Origin of the sequence: Janthinobacterium sp. EB271-G4-7A (assembly GCF_020858075.1) — a bacterium.
In the GTDB taxonomy this organism is placed as follows: domain Bacteria; phylum Pseudomonadota; class Gammaproteobacteria; order Burkholderiales; family Burkholderiaceae_D; genus Janthinobacterium; species Janthinobacterium lividum.
The window spans coordinates 1,342,187-1,357,935 of record NZ_JACYMI010000001.1 but is presented as its reverse complement, the minus strand read 5'-3'; the positions used below and the strand labels follow the sequence as shown (position 1 = coordinate 1,357,935).

Here is a 15,749-nt window from a genome sequence, read left to right as displayed (position 1 = left end):
GGCGGGCTTAGCGGACCGCGCTGCGGTTGAGCAGCGAGGCATAGTAGTCATGCAGCTGCAGCCAGGCATCGCAGATACGCTCGGTCACGGCCAGCGCGCGCTGGTCAAAACCGGCTACCTGCGGCGCATACTTGCGCACCAGCCGCACGCCTTCCTCGGCATGGTCGTCATCGGCATCGCTGTGCACGGTGAACCATTCGAGCTCGGCTTCGCTGTAGCCATATGCTTCGCGCAACGCGGCCAGCATCTTGCCCACGCTCTCGCCCGACTGCGACTCAATGGCGTAGATCGCCAGCAGGCCGACGGCGAAATGCTCGTCGCGCATGATGCCAAGCAGTGTGTCGACATAGCGCCGCACGGGTTCGGCCTGCGTGGCCGGGCCGAACTGGTCGGCGCCGACGCCGGAAGCCTCGGCAAAGCGGCGCATCAGGTTGTAATGGCTGTCGCTGCCGCAATTAATGCCCGTTTCCTCGGCCACCAGCTGTTCGATCATGAAATGGCGCACATCCTCGAACTGGGTCTTCGAATGAATAATGCTGAAGATCAAGTTCTGCGTGTAGACCTGGTGGTATTTCTGCAGCGCCCAGGCGGCCAGCGCCGCCCTGTCCGGCAAGCCGCGCTGCACGCTGCCGACGAACTGGTGGCGGCTGTAGCGTTTTTCATGCACGATCTGATTGCATTGCGCGATGACATCTTCGACCGGCAGCGGGGGGCGCACCCCGCTGTGGCCGGCGTTTGCGTGCAAGTCCATATCAATCCTTGAGGCCATAGAAGGCGGCGGCGTTGTCGTGCAATACCTGGCGCTTTTGCAGCAAGCTCAGGCCCACGTGGTCACGCATGAAATCGAATGACTGGCTCAGGCTCGCTTCGCCGTAATGCGTGTGGGGGAAGTCGAAGGCGCCGAGCACGCGGTCATCGCCGACGAGCTTCATAAATTCCGGCATGTAGTCGTAATCACCCTCGAAGCCGAAATACACGGCATGTTCGCGCAGCACCGCCTCGGGCGACTTCTTGCCGGGCCATGGCTTGCATGCGGCCGTCGGCCACCAGTGCATCGCCCGCTCCAGAAACAGGCTGAAAAAGCGGGCATCGTGTTCGACGAACGATACTTTCAGGCGCGGGAAGCGGTCATAGATGCCGCCCGTAAAGATACTGATATACGCCCACCAGACGGACAGGTCGAAGGCGCCGAGGAAAATGCTGGACGGCGTCGTGCACTCGAAGGTCTGGCGCGGATTGGGCCAGCCGATATGCACGCAGACCGGCATGTTCATGTTTTGCGCTTCGCTCCAGAACGGGTCGAACAGCGGATCGTGCAGCATGCGTTCGCCGGCCGTCGGCAAGATCATCACCGCCGTGGCGCCCTTCTCCTTGGCATGGCGCATTTCCTGCACCGCCAGCTCGGGCGAGCGGATCGGCACCAGGGCGGCGAATTCGATCATGTCCGGCGCCTTCGAGCGCATTTCCGCCATCCAGTCATTCCAGGCACGCATCAGCGCCGCCTCGTAGACCAGGTCGTCGGTCAGGGTTTCCAGGAACAGCGTGGAAAACAGCACGGTGCGGTCCAGGCCCTGGTCGCGCATCAGCTGCGCGCGCGCCACCGGGTCGGTGCAAGCCTGGATCGGCACGGGCACCGGCTTGCGCTTGGCAAAGTCCATCTCGGCCGGTGTGCTCATGACGACGCCGCCATTGCCCTGGTTCTTCGGCACCAGGCGCCCGTCGATATACCAGGTCTTGTTGCGGCTCGGGCGCAGCGACACATGGGGATTGTCGATCACATGCGGGCGCCGGTGCGCAAACTCCTCTGGCAGGTAGAGCTCCCAGCTGTCACCCACTTCCTGCACATGGGAATCGGAATCGAATTGCTTGAAATCGAAGGGCGAGGTGTATTTCTTCCATTGCTGCTGCGCTGGCGCGGCGGCGGAGGGAAGCGGATGTGGACTGTTCAATATCGTGCTCATGTACGGCTCCAAAGGGTTGAGTGGGATTTAAGACTGTGCTTGCAGGGCCAGGAAACCGGGTTCGATGGCTTCCCAGTTCACGCCGCGCCGCTTGAGCGACCAGTTGGTGAAGTTGACGATGGTGGTGGCGTTGCGCTCCGGATTGGCGTACTTGGAACGGCCATGGTCGATGGCGAAGTCGGCCGCCTCGCGCAATGTGACGGGAATGTCCTCGAACTGGTAGATATTGCCTTGCGACGAGGGATTGGCCGACGATCCCACCACCAGCAAGCCGGCCGTGCGCAGGCGGGCAATCACGTCTTCCAGGAAGGGCCCGACGTTGAGGAACACGGCAATGGTGCCGTTGGTAACAGTCTGGCCGTAGACCCACGGCGACAGCTTGCCCAGCAGCTTGCTGTGCGGATTGACGGGCAACACCACCGCCAGCGTCGTCTCGGCGGCGGTGGCGGCGATCCAGTCGCCGATGACGTCGTTGGGTACCAGGGCGACTTCGCGCAGGATGTCGAGGTTGCCGATGACGATGCAGGGATTGGTGTGGACCCTGCCCTTGGCGTCGTACATCTTGCGGATGGCGCGCTCCGAGTGGCCCAGCAGGCCGTAGCCGATGTCGCCCTTGAGCAAGACCAGGCTGCCGGCGGCAAAGGCATCGCAGCTGGCCCGCACGTCGTGCTCGGTGTGGGCCGTGCCGCTGTCTTCATAGTGCATGGAATGTGCATTCATGGTGTGGAGGATTTCGCTAGGAGGCTGCCGGCCTACAGCACGGCCAGCGGGGATTCGGCGTCGCTGCGCTCGCCACCACGGGGGGCCGGGCGGGTGGACACTTCGGACAGCAGCCGGTATTTCTCCACCAGCAGCTGGGCGTCGTTGTAGCTGGCCACGTCGTCTTCGCTCATGATGGCCGTGTACACCGCGTCGAGCACCGCCGAACTGACCTGCTTGACACCGGCGCGCATCAGGCGCTGGCGCAGGATATTGCGGCCGCTGTGGCGGCCGATCACGGTCTTCGACTCGGCGCCGAAGTTCTCCGCGCGCATGAATTCATACGTGAAGCGGTACTTCATCACGCCTTGCTGGTGCATGCCGGCCTCCGTGGCGAAGGCGTTGCGGCCGATGATGGGCTTGTGCAGCGGCACGCTCAACTGCAGGTAGTCGGCCACCAGCAGGCAGCTGTCGAGCAGGCGGTGGGTGACGATATCGTGGGTACAGTGCAGCTGGTCGCTCTTGTAAGTCAGCGCGGCGACCAGTTCTTCCATGCTGGCATTGCCGGCGCGTTCGCCGATGCCGCACATGGTCGTTTGCACCTCGTCGGCGCCCGCTTCGATGCCGGCCAGGGAGTTGGCGACGGCCAGGCCCAGATCGTTGTGGCAATGCGATGAAATGCGCAGGTCCGGACCGACAAATTCGCGCAGCTGGCGCACCAGCGCATAGTATTCCGCCGGCAGGCAGCAGCCGACGGTGTCGGGCACGGCGATGGCCGTGATGCCGTGCGCAATGCCTTCGCTGATCAGCTGCTTCATGAAGGCCATGTCGCCGCGGGTGGCGTCTTCCAGCGCCAGCGAGATGTCGCGGAAGCCGACGGCCTTCGCATGTTCGATGGCCTCGATCGCTTCACGGATGATCTGTTCGCGGGTGACGCCGCGCTTGTACTTGATATGAATATCCGAACCGACCGAGGCCAGTTCGATCTGCGGATGGCTGGCATCGCTCATCGACTTGGCGCAGGCATCGATATCCTCCTTGACGGCCCGCGCAAAGCCGCACGGCGTGGCCCGCGACAGGATGCGGCAGATCTCGCGGGTCGCTTCGAAATCGACCGGCGACGAGGCCGGGAAGCCCGTCTCGATGGTGTTGACGCCCAGGTGCTCGCTCGCTTCGGCGATCTTGATCTTCTGGTCGATCGCCAGGGCGTAGCCCGGCGCCTGTTCACCGTCGCGCAGCGTGGTGTCGAAAATGTTCACATGCCTTAATAGATTCATGTCCATCGTCTGTCCTATGAAAAAACACTAAGGGTGGCGCTGCCACTCGGGGACCGCCGCCTTGGCTGTCGGCCACGGCACACCAGCGAGCTTGCAAGACCGTTCTGCGGGAAGCGCGACGCCTGGATTTGACCTGGCACAAACGTTTCCTTGCGATAAAGACTACCGGAATCATGCAGGCGCGAAACCTGTCCGCCTCCTCACCTGTGGGCGCCCGCAGCTGTTGAGAGGAACAGCTAGTGTCGGCGCCTGCCGCTTGCTAAGGTGGCATGGCTGACTGAGGTCAACAGCGCAACGCGGGCGGCAGGAAGCGCTTTCGCACGAGGCCGGCGAGACCGGTAATTCTTAACAAGGGAGCGATATGGAGCTGCACATAGGATTGGAAAACATCGCGATTGCCAACAGCGCAATCAGCTATGCGAACGGTGAAAAGGGTGAATTGATCTACCGCGGCTACTGGGCCGGCGAACTGGCACTGGATAAATCGTATGAAGAAGTGCTGCACCTGATACTGTTCGGTACCCTGCCGGATGCCGCCGAGCTGGCGCAGCTGCGCGCCAGGCTCGAAGCGCTGCGCGTGCTCGACAGTGCTACGACTGCGATGATCGCGGCCCTGCCGGCGCAGGCCAGCGACATGGCCGCCCTGCGCGCCGTGCTGTCCTGCCAGCCCATTGCCGGCGCCGACTGGCCGCCGACGCTGGACCAGGCGCTGGCCATCTTTGCCATCGCGCCGACGGTGATCGCGCACCGCTACCGCCTGAGCCAGAAGCTGGCGCCGGTGGCCCCGCGCGCCGGCCTGTCGCACATTGAAAACTATTTGTACATGCTGAGCGGCAAAGTACCGGATCCGGACTTCGCGCGCGCGCTGTCCGCCTATCTGATCCTGTGCATCGACCACGACACCAACGCGTCCACGTTCGCGGCGCGGGTGGTGGCCTCGACCCAGGCCGATATCGTCTCGGCGGTCTGCGCCGCGATCGGTGCGCTGATTGGCCCGCTACATGGCGGCGCGCCGTCCAAGGTCGACGACCTGCTCGACGAGATCGGCAGCGCGGACCAGGCGCAGCGGGTCATCAGCGGCAAGCTGGAAAGAGGCGAACGCCTGATGGGTTTCGGACACCGCGTCTACAAGACCTGGGATCCGCGCGCGGCGGTGCTGAAGAAAGTGGCCACCAGCCTGCACGGCAAGGACCCCCTGCTCGACCTGAGCCTGGCCGTGGAAAAGACCGCCGTGGCCCTGCTGGAACAGCACAAGCCGGGGCGCAACCTGTACCCGAACGTGGAGTTCTGGGCCGCCGCCGTGCTGCGCGCCGTCGGCGTGCCGAAGACCTTGTACACGCCGACCTTTTGCTGTACCCGCATCGCCGGCTGGTGCGCGCATGTGCTGGAACAGGCGCAGGACAACCGCCTGATCCGGCCCAAAGCCGTCTACATTGGCGGACGTCCGGCCGCACCGGCGCAGCTGGACTGAGGCAGCCGCGGCGACCTGGCGGTGCGGCGCACCGCCATGTGCGGCCTTAACGGCTATAGCTGGTGCGTAAGACAGCCGTGCCAAGACGATTGGCGCCAAGCATGAAACCGATCATGGCCGGCGAGGCATCGGCGGGCACGCCCAGTTTGTCCGTCTTCAAGGCATGCAGCGTGAAGATGTACTGGTGCGGCTTGTCGCCTGGTGGCGGGCAGGCGCCACCGAAATCGTTGCTGCCGAAATCGTTGCGGGCCTGCTTGCTGCCGTCGGCCAGACTCGCCTGCTTGCCAATACCAGCCGGCAAGCCTGTCGCGCCAGCCGGAATGTCGTAGATGACCCAGTGCCACCAGCCGCTGCCGGTCGGCGCATCGGGATCAAAAACGGTGACGGCAAAGCTCTTGGTGCCTGCGGGCGCGTCGGCCCAGGACAGTTCCGGCGAGCGGTTGCCGCCGCTGCAGCCGAAACCGGCGTAGACCTGGGCATTGCCGAGCGGTGCGCCGGCCTGCAGGTCCCGGCTTTTCAACTCGAATGCCTGCGTGCCCGAACACACACCTGCGGAGAACAACATCATGAATAGCAGCTTGCGCATCTTACCTCCGGTTATGTTAAACAACGCAGGAAGTGTAGGCCAGGCCAGCAAGCCGAAACGCTCGATATGCATCGCCAATCGCTCAGGCGCCCGCCACGGCGGAAGGGTCGACGCCGAAGCGCCTGGCGAAGGCGCGCGAAAAGCTGGGCACGGAACGATAGCCGCAGGCGCCCGCCACTGCCTTGACGGGGCGGCGCGTGGTCTGCAGCAGCGCCAGGCCCGCATGCAGGCGCACATCGAGCAGCAGCGCGCGGAACGAGGTGCCTTCCTCGTGCAAGTGGCGTCGCAAGGTGGCACTGCTCATCTGCAGCTGCTGTTCCACGTGTGCCGACTTCCAGTCCTGCGCGGGCGCCGCGGCGATCATCAGGCGCACGCGCGCGGCGGTGGACGGATCGTGGGCCATGAGAAAAGCCCTGTGGCCCAGGCGCGCCAGCGCCACCAGCAGGCCCAGCGCCAGGTAATCGGTCATCAGCGGGTCTTGCGCATCCGCTTCCAGATAGGCGCGCAGGGGCATCACGATGGCTTCGAGCGCGCCGACCGAGATGCTGGCGGCGTGCGCGGGCCCGCTACCGGCGCCGGCGTGCGGACCGAGCAGGCTGCGCGCCAATTCCACCACATGCCAGGGAAACGCCAATGCCAGGGCGCGGTAGGGGCCATCGCGATCCGGCGTGTTTTCCACGTCAAATTGCAAGGCGCGGTGGACCAGCAGGAAATCGCCGGCTCCGCAGTCGAGCTGCACATCGCCGCAGCGCAGGCCTTTTTTGCCTTGCAGCGGCACCAGCAGCAACGGCATGTCGCACGCCACGGCCTGCAGGCGGTAAGCATGCACCGCCACGATGGTGACGGTAGCACTGGCAGCGCCGTCAAAACGCGCCGCCAGGGGATCGAGGGGCTGCGATAACAGCCAGGACAGATCGGAATGCACGTGCCTCCCTGATGAAATATGCGGGCGATTTCCCCGGCGGGAATGCGCACCATCGGAAATGCGCCGCCATTGCATGCATTGCAATTTACACGAAATATCACAATAAGGAAATATTATCCCTATATACGCCACGGCCAGTCGCTGCGCAAATTGGTATTAGCCGATGCCGCCCATTATATTGCCAGCCCCGCAGGGAAAGATATTCGCGCACAGCCACATGCGCCACTCCCGTGGAAACCGAAATAAATACAGTGTTTTATTTAATAACATAAATTCCGATACAAAATATTGAATTTTGAAAAGAACAACATCTAAAATTTGATAAATTACAGCAAGATAAATCAGAAGCACAGCGACATCACGCTTTTGAACAATATCGTTGCGTATCAAATAGAGCAAATGGATGTCAAGATAGTTAATAATTAAATATTATATTTATTGAGAAAGAGTTTCTATATGCTTCAGCCTCTGAGTAAATTTGAAAATTTGTTGCAATGCAAAAGCTTTGCCGATTTACACAAGAAAACCTCGGGTATCGTGCAAGAACTGGGATTTGAGCATTTTCTGTTTGGCTTGCGCATGGAAATAGTCGGACAGCCAACGGAAGACTTCGTGCTGAGCGGCTACCCCGAGCGGTGGTGGGAAGCCTACCAGGAGCATGATTTCGACCGCATCGATCCCATCGTCGCGCACTGTAAGACCAGCCACCGCCCGTTGCTGTGGGAACGCGAACAGTATTCGAATGCGTATGCGGCGGCCATGTTTGAAGAAGCCGCCATGTTTGGCATCCGCAGCGGCGTCAGCGTGCCTTTGCACGGCAGCGTGCGCCGCGAATTCGGCCTGCTCAGCCTGGCTTCCGACGATGCCTGCATCGATGGCTACACGGAACAGATCCTGGGCCAAAGCCAGCTGCTGGCCAGCTTCCTGTACGAAGCCGTACAAAAAATTGCCGCAAAACAGCTCAACGTCCTCTCCCCCACCCTCACGCCGCGCGAGCATGAATGCATACGCTGGGCCGCAGCCGGCAAATCGACGTGGGAAATCTCATGCATCCTGAAGACGTCGGAACGCACCATCTACTTCCACATCTGCAATGTGATGGCCAAATTGAATGTCGTCAATCGGCAACAGGCGATCGCCAAAGGCATGGCGCTGGGACTGATCTGAGCCATCGCTCACGGGCCGGCATGGCGCAGCGCGCCGGCAACGTGATCCCCCTCGCCATGCGGCGAGCGGAACGGCAGGTCCGCTGTTAACAAGAGCTCCCCTACACTTTCACTTCAAGGCGCGTATGAATTTTCAAGTACATCTCCAGCCCAGCGGCCAGCACTTTCCTTGCGAAGCAGAGGAAACCATTCTGGAGGCGGCACTGCGTGCGGGGGTCGGCCTGCCTTACAGCTGCAGAAATGGCAGCTGCGGCGCCTGCGCGGCAACCATCACGGGCGGAACCGTAGCGTACCCGGGCGCGGCACCGCGCGCGCTGACGCCGGAGCAGGCCGCGCGCGGCGTCTGCCTGCCCTGCTGCGCCATTGCCTGCACCGATGTGCTGCTTGAGGCCAGCGAGGTGGCCGGCAATGGCGACTTTCCGGTACGCAAAATGCCTTGCCGCGTCAGCGCGATGCAAAAGCTCGCGCCGGACGTCATGCAGCTCACGCTGCAGCTGGCGGCCAGCCTGCAATACCGCGCGGGCCAGTACGTCGATTTCATGTTGCGCGACGGGACGCGGCGCAGTTACAGCGTGGCCAATGCACCCGACCAGACAGGCGCGCTGACCCTGCATATCCGCCACATCTCCGGCGGCCGGTTCAGCGAACAAGTGTTTCGCGCGATGCAGGAACGCGACATCCTGCGCATTGAAGGTCCGCATGGCAGCTTTTTCCTGCACGAGGATTCGGACAAACCGATGCTGCTGCTGGCGACGGGCACCGGCTTTGCCCCGCTCAAGGCCATGGTCGAACAGTTGATCGCGCTCGAATTGCCACGTCCGATGGTGCTGTACTGGGGTGGACGGCGGCCGCATGACCTGTATATGGATGGCTTGTGCCGCGAATGGGCTGCGCGGCTGCCGCATTTCCGCTATGTGCCGGTGCTCTCCGCGCCTCTCGCCGAGGATGGCTGGCAAGGCCGCGTCGGCCATGCGGACCGTGCCGCGATCGCCGACTTTCCCGACCTGTCCGCTCACCAGGTGTACGCCTGCGGCGCGCCCGCCATGGTGGAAAGCGCGCGCCGCGATTGCGTGCGGCTGTGCCAGCTGCCGGAAGACGAGTTCTATGCCGACATCTTTGTTTCGCCGCAAGAAAAGAAACAGGCCACTCCGCAGAGTGGCCTGCGCCCTTGAATCCAATGCGCGCGGCGAAAAGATGCGCACTGTTAGGTTGCACCGAACTCTGACCGGGAATTTGCATTGAATTCCGACCCGCTCAGGTATGTAACGGTCAGGCGGATCGGAGCCGGGTTTTCCTTCCTTTTGCGAGGGCTTGAGTCGAGCTGTTTGTTCGTTTGCTCGCAGAATTGACCCACTCTGTTTGACCCGCCTTCCACTGCCTGGCAAACGCTGCCACGCGGTCGTATGACCCTGCATAGCCCAGCTCTTTCAGGTCCTCATGGATCTGCTTCAAATTGCGCCGCTGCTTACGCGGCTTAGTCGTCTCGGCCTTGAGCCACCCGGATAGCTGCACCGAGTATTTGTCTAATCCGCTAACTGATCGCCGCTCCGCATAGGAGGGCTCAGTGGTTTCCGAGCGCAGATAGCGTCGGACGGTATTGCGTGAGATATCCAGTCGCCTGGCGATTTCTCGTATTAGGATCTGGTCACGAAGGTGCCAGCGTCGAATGATACCGCGTAGAGCCACGTTGATCACTCCGATCTCCTGCCGATAAGACAGGTGGAATTGTGCTACTGACGTGGGTCGGATTCCGTTGCAAATTCGTGGGGAAAGTGGATCAATTTTCAGTGCAACTTAACAGAATGTCTCTATTTTCCGAATTTGGCCTGCCCAGAGAATAACATTTTGTCTAGCTGGAAAATACACGAAATCTCACTCGCCGATGACATGAACCAGGATGCGCCGAAAGGCGGGGCTCCACGAGGACTTAAAAAAGTTGGGGTTCGATGGGGGCTTACGACAGGGTCGCGGCGTTCGCGAGGACATGGAGGGGCGTCAAGTAGGCCTGGTCAATTCGGCCAGCAAACAAACATGCTCGGGCCTGGGAAAGAATCGTCAGTAGGAAAAACCTGTTTCAACCCATGCCAAATAATTGCAAACAAGCCCATGTTTTCGTAGGGGTAAATGCAGGGATAAAAACTCTCACCAAAGAAAAAGGCCACTCCGAAGAGTGGCCTAAGTCCTTGAATCTAATGGTCGGGGCGAGAAGATTCGAACTTCCGACCCCATGCACCCCATGCATGTACGCTACCAGGCTGCGCTACGCCCCGACGAGGTGGGAATTATAGCAGAGCCTTTTAGGTTTTTGCCATGCTTTGCGCATGATTCATATCGAACTGCGCAAACTTTTTTGCATGGCCCCGGCAAGCGGCCTATTCGTTCAGCAGCAGCGCCGTCAGGACGATGCGGAAGCCCGCGATCAACGGCTCGACTTTCACGTCCGGATTGTGAATGAGGCGCACGGGCAAGCCCTGGTAAATGGCGACGAGGGCATTCAGGCGGCCTTCCAGCATCTCTTCATCGGCCGGCAAGCCGCGCTTGATGCGCGCATCGCGGATGATGGAGAGAAACAACTGGCGCGAACGCTGGTCCGAGCATTGCAGCATTTCCGCGATCACCGGATTGCGCGATGCTTCCGCAAAAATTTCCAGCGGCATCATCCACGTTTTCGGGTCCAGCGCTTCGAGCACATGCTCGCCCGCATTGTCGATCACAGCCTGCAGCGGGTCTTCGCGCTGCGCCAGGTCCTGCATCAGGTTCGACACCCGCTCCGTATTCTGCATGACGAAGGCGGCGATGATCGCATCCTTGCTGTCAAAATAATTATAGATGTGGCCCGCGCTCATGCCGGCCGCTTTCGATATCTCGGCCATGCTGGCGCCGTGGAAGCCACGGCGGCTGAAACAGCTTTCGGCCGCATCGAGCACCTGCTTGCGCCGCGTGTTGGCGCGCTCGGGATCCGGATGCTTCTTTTCAACTTGGTTCATGATTTTCCAGTAGCGCGCCGGCCCTGCCCTTGCGGGCAAGGCCGGCGTCGGCGTCCCCGTGATTATTGGGCGCCGCCAGCCGCCGCGACGGCTGTCTGCTCAGGCTGCCAACCGCCGCCCAGTACCTTGTACAAGGTCACCAGGTTGGTCGATTTGGCCAGGCGCGCCGTGATCAGGCTCTGCTGCGCCGTGTACAGCGCGCGCTGGGCCACCAGGGCGTTCAGGTAGGACTCGGCGCCCTGCTTGTAGCGCGCGTCGTGGATGGTGTAGCTCTTCGTCGACGCCTCGACCAGCGAGACCTGCGATTGCAGGCGCTCGTCGATGGTGCCGCGCTGGGCCAGCGCATCTGACACTTCACGGAAGGCGACCTGGATCGCCTTTTCGTATTGCGCCACGGAGATTTCACGCTGCACCTTGGCGATATCGAGGTTGGCGCGGTTCACGCCGCCATCGAAGATCGGCAAGCTGATCTGCGGAATGAAGCTCCACGTGCCGCTGCCCGCCTTGAACAGGCCCGACAGGTTGTCGCTCAGCGAACCGGCCGTGGCCGTCAGCGAAATGCGCGGGAAGAAGGCCGCGCGCGCCGCGCCGATGTTGGCATTGGCAGCGCGCAAGGTGCGCTCGGCCGCCAGCACGTCGGGACGGCGTTGCAGCACGTCCGACGGCAAGCCGGACGGAATGTCCGCCAGGGCCGTGACGGCGCCGAACTCGCCTTGCGGCAGCAGCTCGGCCGGCACGGGGCCGCCCACCAGCAAGACCAGCGCATTCTGATCCAGCGCTACCTGGCTCGTGTAGACAGCCACGTCGGAACGGGCCGACTCGACGCTGGTCTGGGCATCGTACTTGTCCAGGCCGGAAGTAGCACCGGCACTGAAGCGGCGCACGGCCAGGTCATACGACGACTGCTGGCTCTTCAAGGTATCTTGCGCCACGCGCAGGCGCTGCTGGTCGGCCACCAGGTTCAGGTAGGTGCTGGCCACTTCGGCCACCAGGCTGATCTGCTGTGCACGGCGTGCTTCTTCCGTGCCCAGGTATTGTTCCAGCGCGCTGTCGGACAGGCTGCGCACGCGGCCGAAGAAGTCCAGCTCGTACGCCGACACGCCCAGGTTCGCCGTGTACTGGCGGTTGATGGACGCTTCGCCGTTGGCGCTGGCGTTCTTCGGCACGCGGCTGGCCGACTGGCCGCCGGACGCCGACAGGGTCGGGATCAGCGCGGCGCGTTCGATGCCGTACGTGGCGCGCGCCTTCTCGATGTTGAGGATCGAGACGCGCAGGTCGCGGTTGTTGGCCAGCGCCAGTTCCAGTACCTGGCGCAGGCGCGCATCGGCAAAGAACTCGCGCCAGGCGACGTCCGCCACCGGCTTGGCGTCGGCGGCGGCAGTGTCGGCCTTGTAGGAAGGACCGGTCGGCCAGCTTGTGGGCGCCGGCGCTGCCGGACGCTCATACGTAGGGGCCAGGCTGCAACCGGCCAGCAAGGCCAGTGCCGCCATGGAGAGTAGCGATTTTTTCATATTAATGTGCATCCTTGGAAAGCGTGACGGCTGGCGAACCAGGCGTCGCCGGCGTGGTTGGCGCGTCCGACTTCGAGAAGAAGCCGCGCACCAGCACGAAGAACACCGGCACGAAGAAGATACCGAGGAACGTGGCCGTCAACATACCGCCCAGCACGCCGATACCGATGGCGTTCTGGCTGCCGGAACCGGCGCCGCTGGAAATGGCCAGTGGCAACACGCCCAGGCCGAAGGCAATCGAGGTCATCAGAATCGGACGCAGACGCAGACGCACCGCGTGCAAGGTCGCGTCCAGCAGCGACATGCCCGATTCCTGCATTTCCTTGGCAAACTCGACGATCAGAATCGCATTCTTCGCCGACAGGCCCACCACCGTGAGCAAGCCCACCTGGAAGTACACGTCGTTCGACAGGCCGAACATCCACGTACCGAGCACGGCGCCGATCACGCCCAGCGGTACCACCAGCAGCACGGAGAATGGAATCGACCAGCTCTCATACAGCGCGGCTAGGCACAGGAAGACGATCAGCAGGGACAGCGCGTACAGCTGCGGCGTCTGCGAACCGGATTCGCGCTCTTCCAGCGACACGCCGGTCCAGCTGAAGCCGATGCCAGGCGGCAGCTTGGCCACCATTTCTTCCATCGCGTTCATGGCGGCGCCCGTGCTTTGGCCCGGCGCCGGCGTACCCAGGATCTCTACCGACGGCAAGCCGTTGTAGCGTTCCAGGCGTGGCGACGCGTAAATCCACTTGCCGGTGGCGAAGGCCGAGAAAGGCACCATCTGGCCGGCGGTATTGCGCACGAACCACTTGTTCAAGTCTTCCGGCAGCATGCGCGAACTGGCGTCACCCTGGATGAACACTTTCTTCACGCGGCCACGGTCGAGGAAGTCGTTCACATACGAACTACCCCAGCCGACGCTCAGCACGCGGTTGATTTCCGAGATCTGCAAGCCCAGCGCCGTTGCCTTCTGCTGGTCGATGTCGATCTTGTACTGCGGCGTATCTTCCTGGCCGTTCGGGCGCACGCCGACCATGGCCGGATTCTGCGACGCCATGCCCAGCAACTGGTTACGCGCCGCCATCAGGGCGTCATGGCCGACACCGCCGATATCCTGCAACTGCATGTCGAAACCGGTGGCGTTACCCAGTTCCAGCACGGCAGGCGGTGCAAACGTAAACACCATCGCATCCTTGATCTGCAACAACTTGCCCATGGCGCGGCCCGCTACTGCCGGCGCTTTTTGCGCCACGTCCTTGCGCAGCGACCAGTCTTTCAGGCGCACGAAGGCGATACCCGTATTCTGGCCGTTACCGCCGAAGCTGAAACCGGCCACGGCAAACACGGAAGCGACGTTATCTTTCTCGCTGTTCATGAAGTGGTCTTCGACCTGTTCGATCACTTTCAGGGTGCGCTCTTGCGTGGCGCCCGTCGGCAATTGAATCTGCGTAAACAGGATGCCCTGGTCTTCTTCCGGCAGGAACGACGTTGGCAAGCGCATGAAGATGAACACCAGGCCGGCCAGCAACAGCACATACAGCAGCATCGAGCGGGCGCGGTGCGTAATCATGGCGCCAACCATGCCCTGGTACTTGTTGCTGCTGCTATCGAAGCTGCGGTTGAACCAGCCGAAGAAACCCTTGTTGGTCGCGTGATGGCCCTTTTCGACCGGTTTCAGCAAGGTGGCGCACAAGGCTGGCGTAAAGACCAGCGCGACGACGACGGACAGCACCATCGACGAGACGATCGTGATCGAGAACTGGCGGTAAATCACGCCCGTCGAACCGCCAAAGAAGGCCATTGGCACGAACACGGCCGACAGCACCATGGCGATACCGACCAGCGCGCCCGTGATCTGCGTCATGGACTTGCGCGTCGCTTCCAGCGGCGACAAGCCCTCTTCGCTCATCACGCGCTCGACGTTTTCCACCACCACGATCGCATCGTCGACCAGCAAACCGATGGCCAGCACCATGGCGAACATGGTGAGGGTATTGATCGAGTAACCGAATGCATTCAGGATGCCGAAGGTACCCAGCAGCACGACCGGCACGGCCATGGTCGGGATCAGGGTAGCGCGGAAGTTCTGCAGGAACAGATACATCACCAGGAAGACCAGGATGACCGCTTCGACCAGGGTTTTGACCACTTCTTCGATGGACAGTTTCACGAACGGGGTCGTGTCGAACGCCACCTGGTAGCTCATGCCTTCAGGGAACTGCTTGCTCAGGTTGCCCAGCATGGCTTTCGCCGCATTGGCCGTATCGAGCGCGTTGGCGCCCGTCGCCAGCTTGATCGCCACGCCGGTTGCCGCATGGCCGTTGTAGCGGGCCACGGTGTTGTAGTTCTCGCGGCCCAGCTCCATGGTGGCCACGTCCTTCAGGTGCACCATGGCGCCGTCGGTCGTGGTTTTCAGCAAGATGGCACCGAACTGCTCCACCGTTTGCAAACGGCTTTGCGCCGACACGGTAGCGTTCAGCTGCTGGCCCTTGATGGAGGGCGTGCCGCCCAGTTCACCGGCCGACACTTCCGCATTCTGTGCCTGCACGGCCGTGATCACGTCCGCCGGGGTCAGGTTAAAACTTTGCAGCTTGGCCGGATTGAGCCAGATACGCATGGCGTACTGCGAACCGAACAGCGTCACATCGCCCACGCCGGCAACACGGCTCAGTGGGTCGACGACGTTGGCGGCCACATAGTCGCTCAAGTCGGTCTGGTCCATCTTGCCGTTTTCGGAAATGAAGCCGAACACCATCAGGAAGTTCTTGGTGGCCTTCGACACGACGAGACCCTGTTGCGTGACAGCCGTCGGCAGCAGTGGCGTGGCCAGCTGCAGCTTGTTCTGTACCTGCACCTGGGCGATGTCGGGATTGGTGCCGCTGGTAAACGTCAGCGTAATGCTGATGCCGCCAGTGGCGTCACTCGACGAAGCCATGTAGCGCAAGCCGTCGATACCCTTCATCTTTTGTTCGATGACCTGGGTGACGGCGTCTTCCACGGTCTTGGCGGAGGCGCCAGGATAGGAGCCGCTGATCGAAATCGACGGCGGAGCAATACTCGGGTACTGCGCGATCGGCAGGCTGAGGATCGAAATCACGCCGGCAAGCATGATGACGATCGCGACCACCCAGGCAAAAATCGGGCGGTCAATGAAAAAACGGGCCAT

Annotated in this window: 12 protein-coding genes, 1 tRNA gene and 1 pseudogene; 3 read left to right on the top strand and 11 right to left on the bottom strand. The window is 61.9% G+C overall.

Annotation, left to right across the window (positions count from 1 at the left end):
• Positions 1-7: 7 nt before the first annotated feature.
• The 4 genes from IGS58_RS06150 to IGS58_RS06135 are packed head-to-tail and all read right to left on the bottom strand — an operon-like array spanning position 8 to position 3,937.
• Positions 8-751 (bottom strand): TenA family transcriptional regulator, encoded by a 744-nt coding sequence (locus IGS58_RS06150; RefSeq protein WP_170846318.1) that lies wholly within the window; start codon positions 749-751, stop codon positions 8-10.
• A gap of 1 nt (position 752) precedes the next feature.
• Positions 753-1,961: an amidohydrolase family protein gene (locus IGS58_RS06145; protein ID WP_070260595.1), complete on the bottom strand. Its 1,209-nt coding sequence runs from the start codon at positions 1,959-1,961 to the stop codon at positions 753-755.
• 27 nt (positions 1,962-1,988) lie between these two features.
• Complete coding sequence (locus IGS58_RS06140) at positions 1,989-2,681, bottom strand: Sua5/YciO/YrdC/YwlC family protein (protein ID WP_230520880.1); 693 nt, start codon at positions 2,679-2,681, stop codon at positions 1,989-1,991.
• A gap of 32 nt (positions 2,682-2,713) precedes the next feature.
• Positions 2,714-3,937 (bottom strand): homocitrate synthase/isopropylmalate synthase family protein, encoded by a 1,224-nt coding sequence (locus IGS58_RS06135; protein WP_167468690.1) that lies wholly within the window; start codon positions 3,935-3,937, stop codon positions 2,714-2,716.
• A gap of 361 nt (positions 3,938-4,298) precedes the next feature.
• Between IGS58_RS06135 and IGS58_RS06130 the strand changes: the two genes are divergently transcribed.
• On the top strand, positions 4,299-5,408 hold the full coding sequence (locus IGS58_RS06130) for a citrate/2-methylcitrate synthase (RefSeq protein ID WP_070260588.1): 1,110 nt from the start codon (positions 4,299-4,301) through the stop codon (positions 5,406-5,408).
• 46 nt (positions 5,409-5,454) lie between these two features.
• On the opposite strand, the gene IGS58_RS06125 is transcribed toward IGS58_RS06130, so the two are convergent.
• Both IGS58_RS06125 and IGS58_RS06120 read right to left on the bottom strand, forming a co-directional pair.
• Complete coding sequence (locus IGS58_RS06125) at positions 5,455-5,994, bottom strand: YbhB/YbcL family Raf kinase inhibitor-like protein (protein WP_070260586.1); 540 nt, start codon at positions 5,992-5,994, stop codon at positions 5,455-5,457.
• 82 nt (positions 5,995-6,076) lie between these two features.
• Positions 6,077-6,919, bottom strand: coding sequence for a helix-turn-helix transcriptional regulator (locus IGS58_RS06120; protein WP_070260584.1), 843 nt, complete (start codon positions 6,917-6,919; stop codon positions 6,077-6,079).
• 456 nt (positions 6,920-7,375) lie between these two features.
• On the opposite strand from IGS58_RS06120, the gene IGS58_RS06115 reads away from it, so the two are divergent.
• Both IGS58_RS06115 and IGS58_RS06110 read left to right on the top strand, forming a co-directional pair.
• Complete coding sequence (locus IGS58_RS06115) at positions 7,376-8,086, top strand: LuxR family transcriptional regulator (protein WP_070260582.1); 711 nt, start codon at positions 7,376-7,378, stop codon at positions 8,084-8,086.
• A 124-nt stretch (positions 8,087-8,210) separates the two neighbouring features.
• Positions 8,211-9,257, top strand: a complete 1,047-nt coding sequence (locus IGS58_RS06110; protein ID WP_230520879.1) for a CDP-6-deoxy-delta-3,4-glucoseen reductase — start codon at positions 8,211-8,213, stop codon at positions 9,255-9,257.
• A gap of 196 nt (positions 9,258-9,453) precedes the next feature.
• Here the strand turns inward: IGS58_RS06110 and IGS58_RS06105 are convergent.
• From IGS58_RS06105 to IGS58_RS06085, 5 genes and pseudogenes are all read right to left on the bottom strand, one after another.
• Positions 9,454-9,780: pseudogene (locus IGS58_RS06105) on the bottom strand (IS21 family transposase); the annotation flags it as partial.
• A 498-nt stretch (positions 9,781-10,278) separates the two neighbouring features.
• Positions 10,279-10,355 (bottom strand) — tRNA-Pro (locus IGS58_RS06100).
• A 102-nt stretch (positions 10,356-10,457) separates the two neighbouring features.
• Positions 10,458-11,072, bottom strand: a complete 615-nt coding sequence (locus tag IGS58_RS06095) for a TetR/AcrR family transcriptional regulator (RefSeq protein ID WP_070282345.1) — start codon at positions 11,070-11,072, stop codon at positions 10,458-10,460.
• 62 nt (positions 11,073-11,134) lie between these two features.
• A complete protein-coding gene (gene adeC / locus IGS58_RS06090; RefSeq protein WP_070260576.1) occupies positions 11,135-12,583 on the bottom strand; it encodes an AdeC/AdeK/OprM family multidrug efflux complex outer membrane factor in 1,449 nt (482 codons plus the stop codon).
• A 1-nt stretch (position 12,584) separates the two neighbouring features.
• Positions 12,585-15,749 carry an efflux RND transporter permease subunit gene (locus IGS58_RS06085; RefSeq protein ID WP_092606381.1) on the bottom strand — a complete coding sequence of 1,055 codons (3,165 nt, stop codon included), beginning with the start codon at positions 15,747-15,749 and terminating at the stop codon, positions 12,585-12,587.

Bases quoted from the DNA above. Each gene is read 5' to 3' on its own strand.
- IGS58_RS06110 (WP_230520879.1), top strand. From the start codon at position 8,211: ATGAATTTTCAAGTACATCTCCAGCCCAGCGGCCAGCACTTTCCTTGC.
- IGS58_RS06140 (WP_230520880.1), bottom strand. From the start codon at position 2,681: ATGAATGCACATTCCATGCACTATGAAGACAGCGGCACGGCCCACACC.
- IGS58_RS06095 (WP_070282345.1), bottom strand. From the start codon at position 11,072: ATGAACCAAGTTGAAAAGAAGCATCCGGATCCCGAGCGCGCCAACACG.
- IGS58_RS06130 (WP_070260588.1), top strand. From the start codon at position 4,299: ATGGAGCTGCACATAGGATTGGAAAACATCGCGATTGCCAACAGCGCA.
- IGS58_RS06115 (WP_070260582.1), top strand. From the start codon at position 7,376: ATGCTTCAGCCTCTGAGTAAATTTGAAAATTTGTTGCAATGCAAAAGC.
- IGS58_RS06125 (WP_070260586.1), bottom strand. From the start codon at position 5,994: ATGCGCAAGCTGCTATTCATGATGTTGTTCTCCGCAGGTGTGTGTTCG.
- IGS58_RS06150 (WP_170846318.1), bottom strand. From the start codon at position 751: ATGGACTTGCACGCAAACGCCGGCCACAGCGGGGTGCGCCCCCCGCTG.
- adeC (WP_070260576.1), bottom strand. From the start codon at position 12,583: ATGAAAAAATCGCTACTCTCCATGGCGGCACTGGCCTTGCTGGCCGGT.
- IGS58_RS06085 (WP_092606381.1), bottom strand. From the start codon at position 15,749: ATGGCCCGTTTTTTCATTGACCGCCCGATTTTTGCCTGGGTGGTCGCG.
- IGS58_RS06145 (WP_070260595.1), bottom strand. From the start codon at position 1,961: ATGAGCACGATATTGAACAGTCCACATCCGCTTCCCTCCGCCGCCGCG.
- IGS58_RS06135 (WP_167468690.1), bottom strand. From the start codon at position 3,937: ATGAATCTATTAAGGCATGTGAACATTTTCGACACCACGCTGCGCGAC.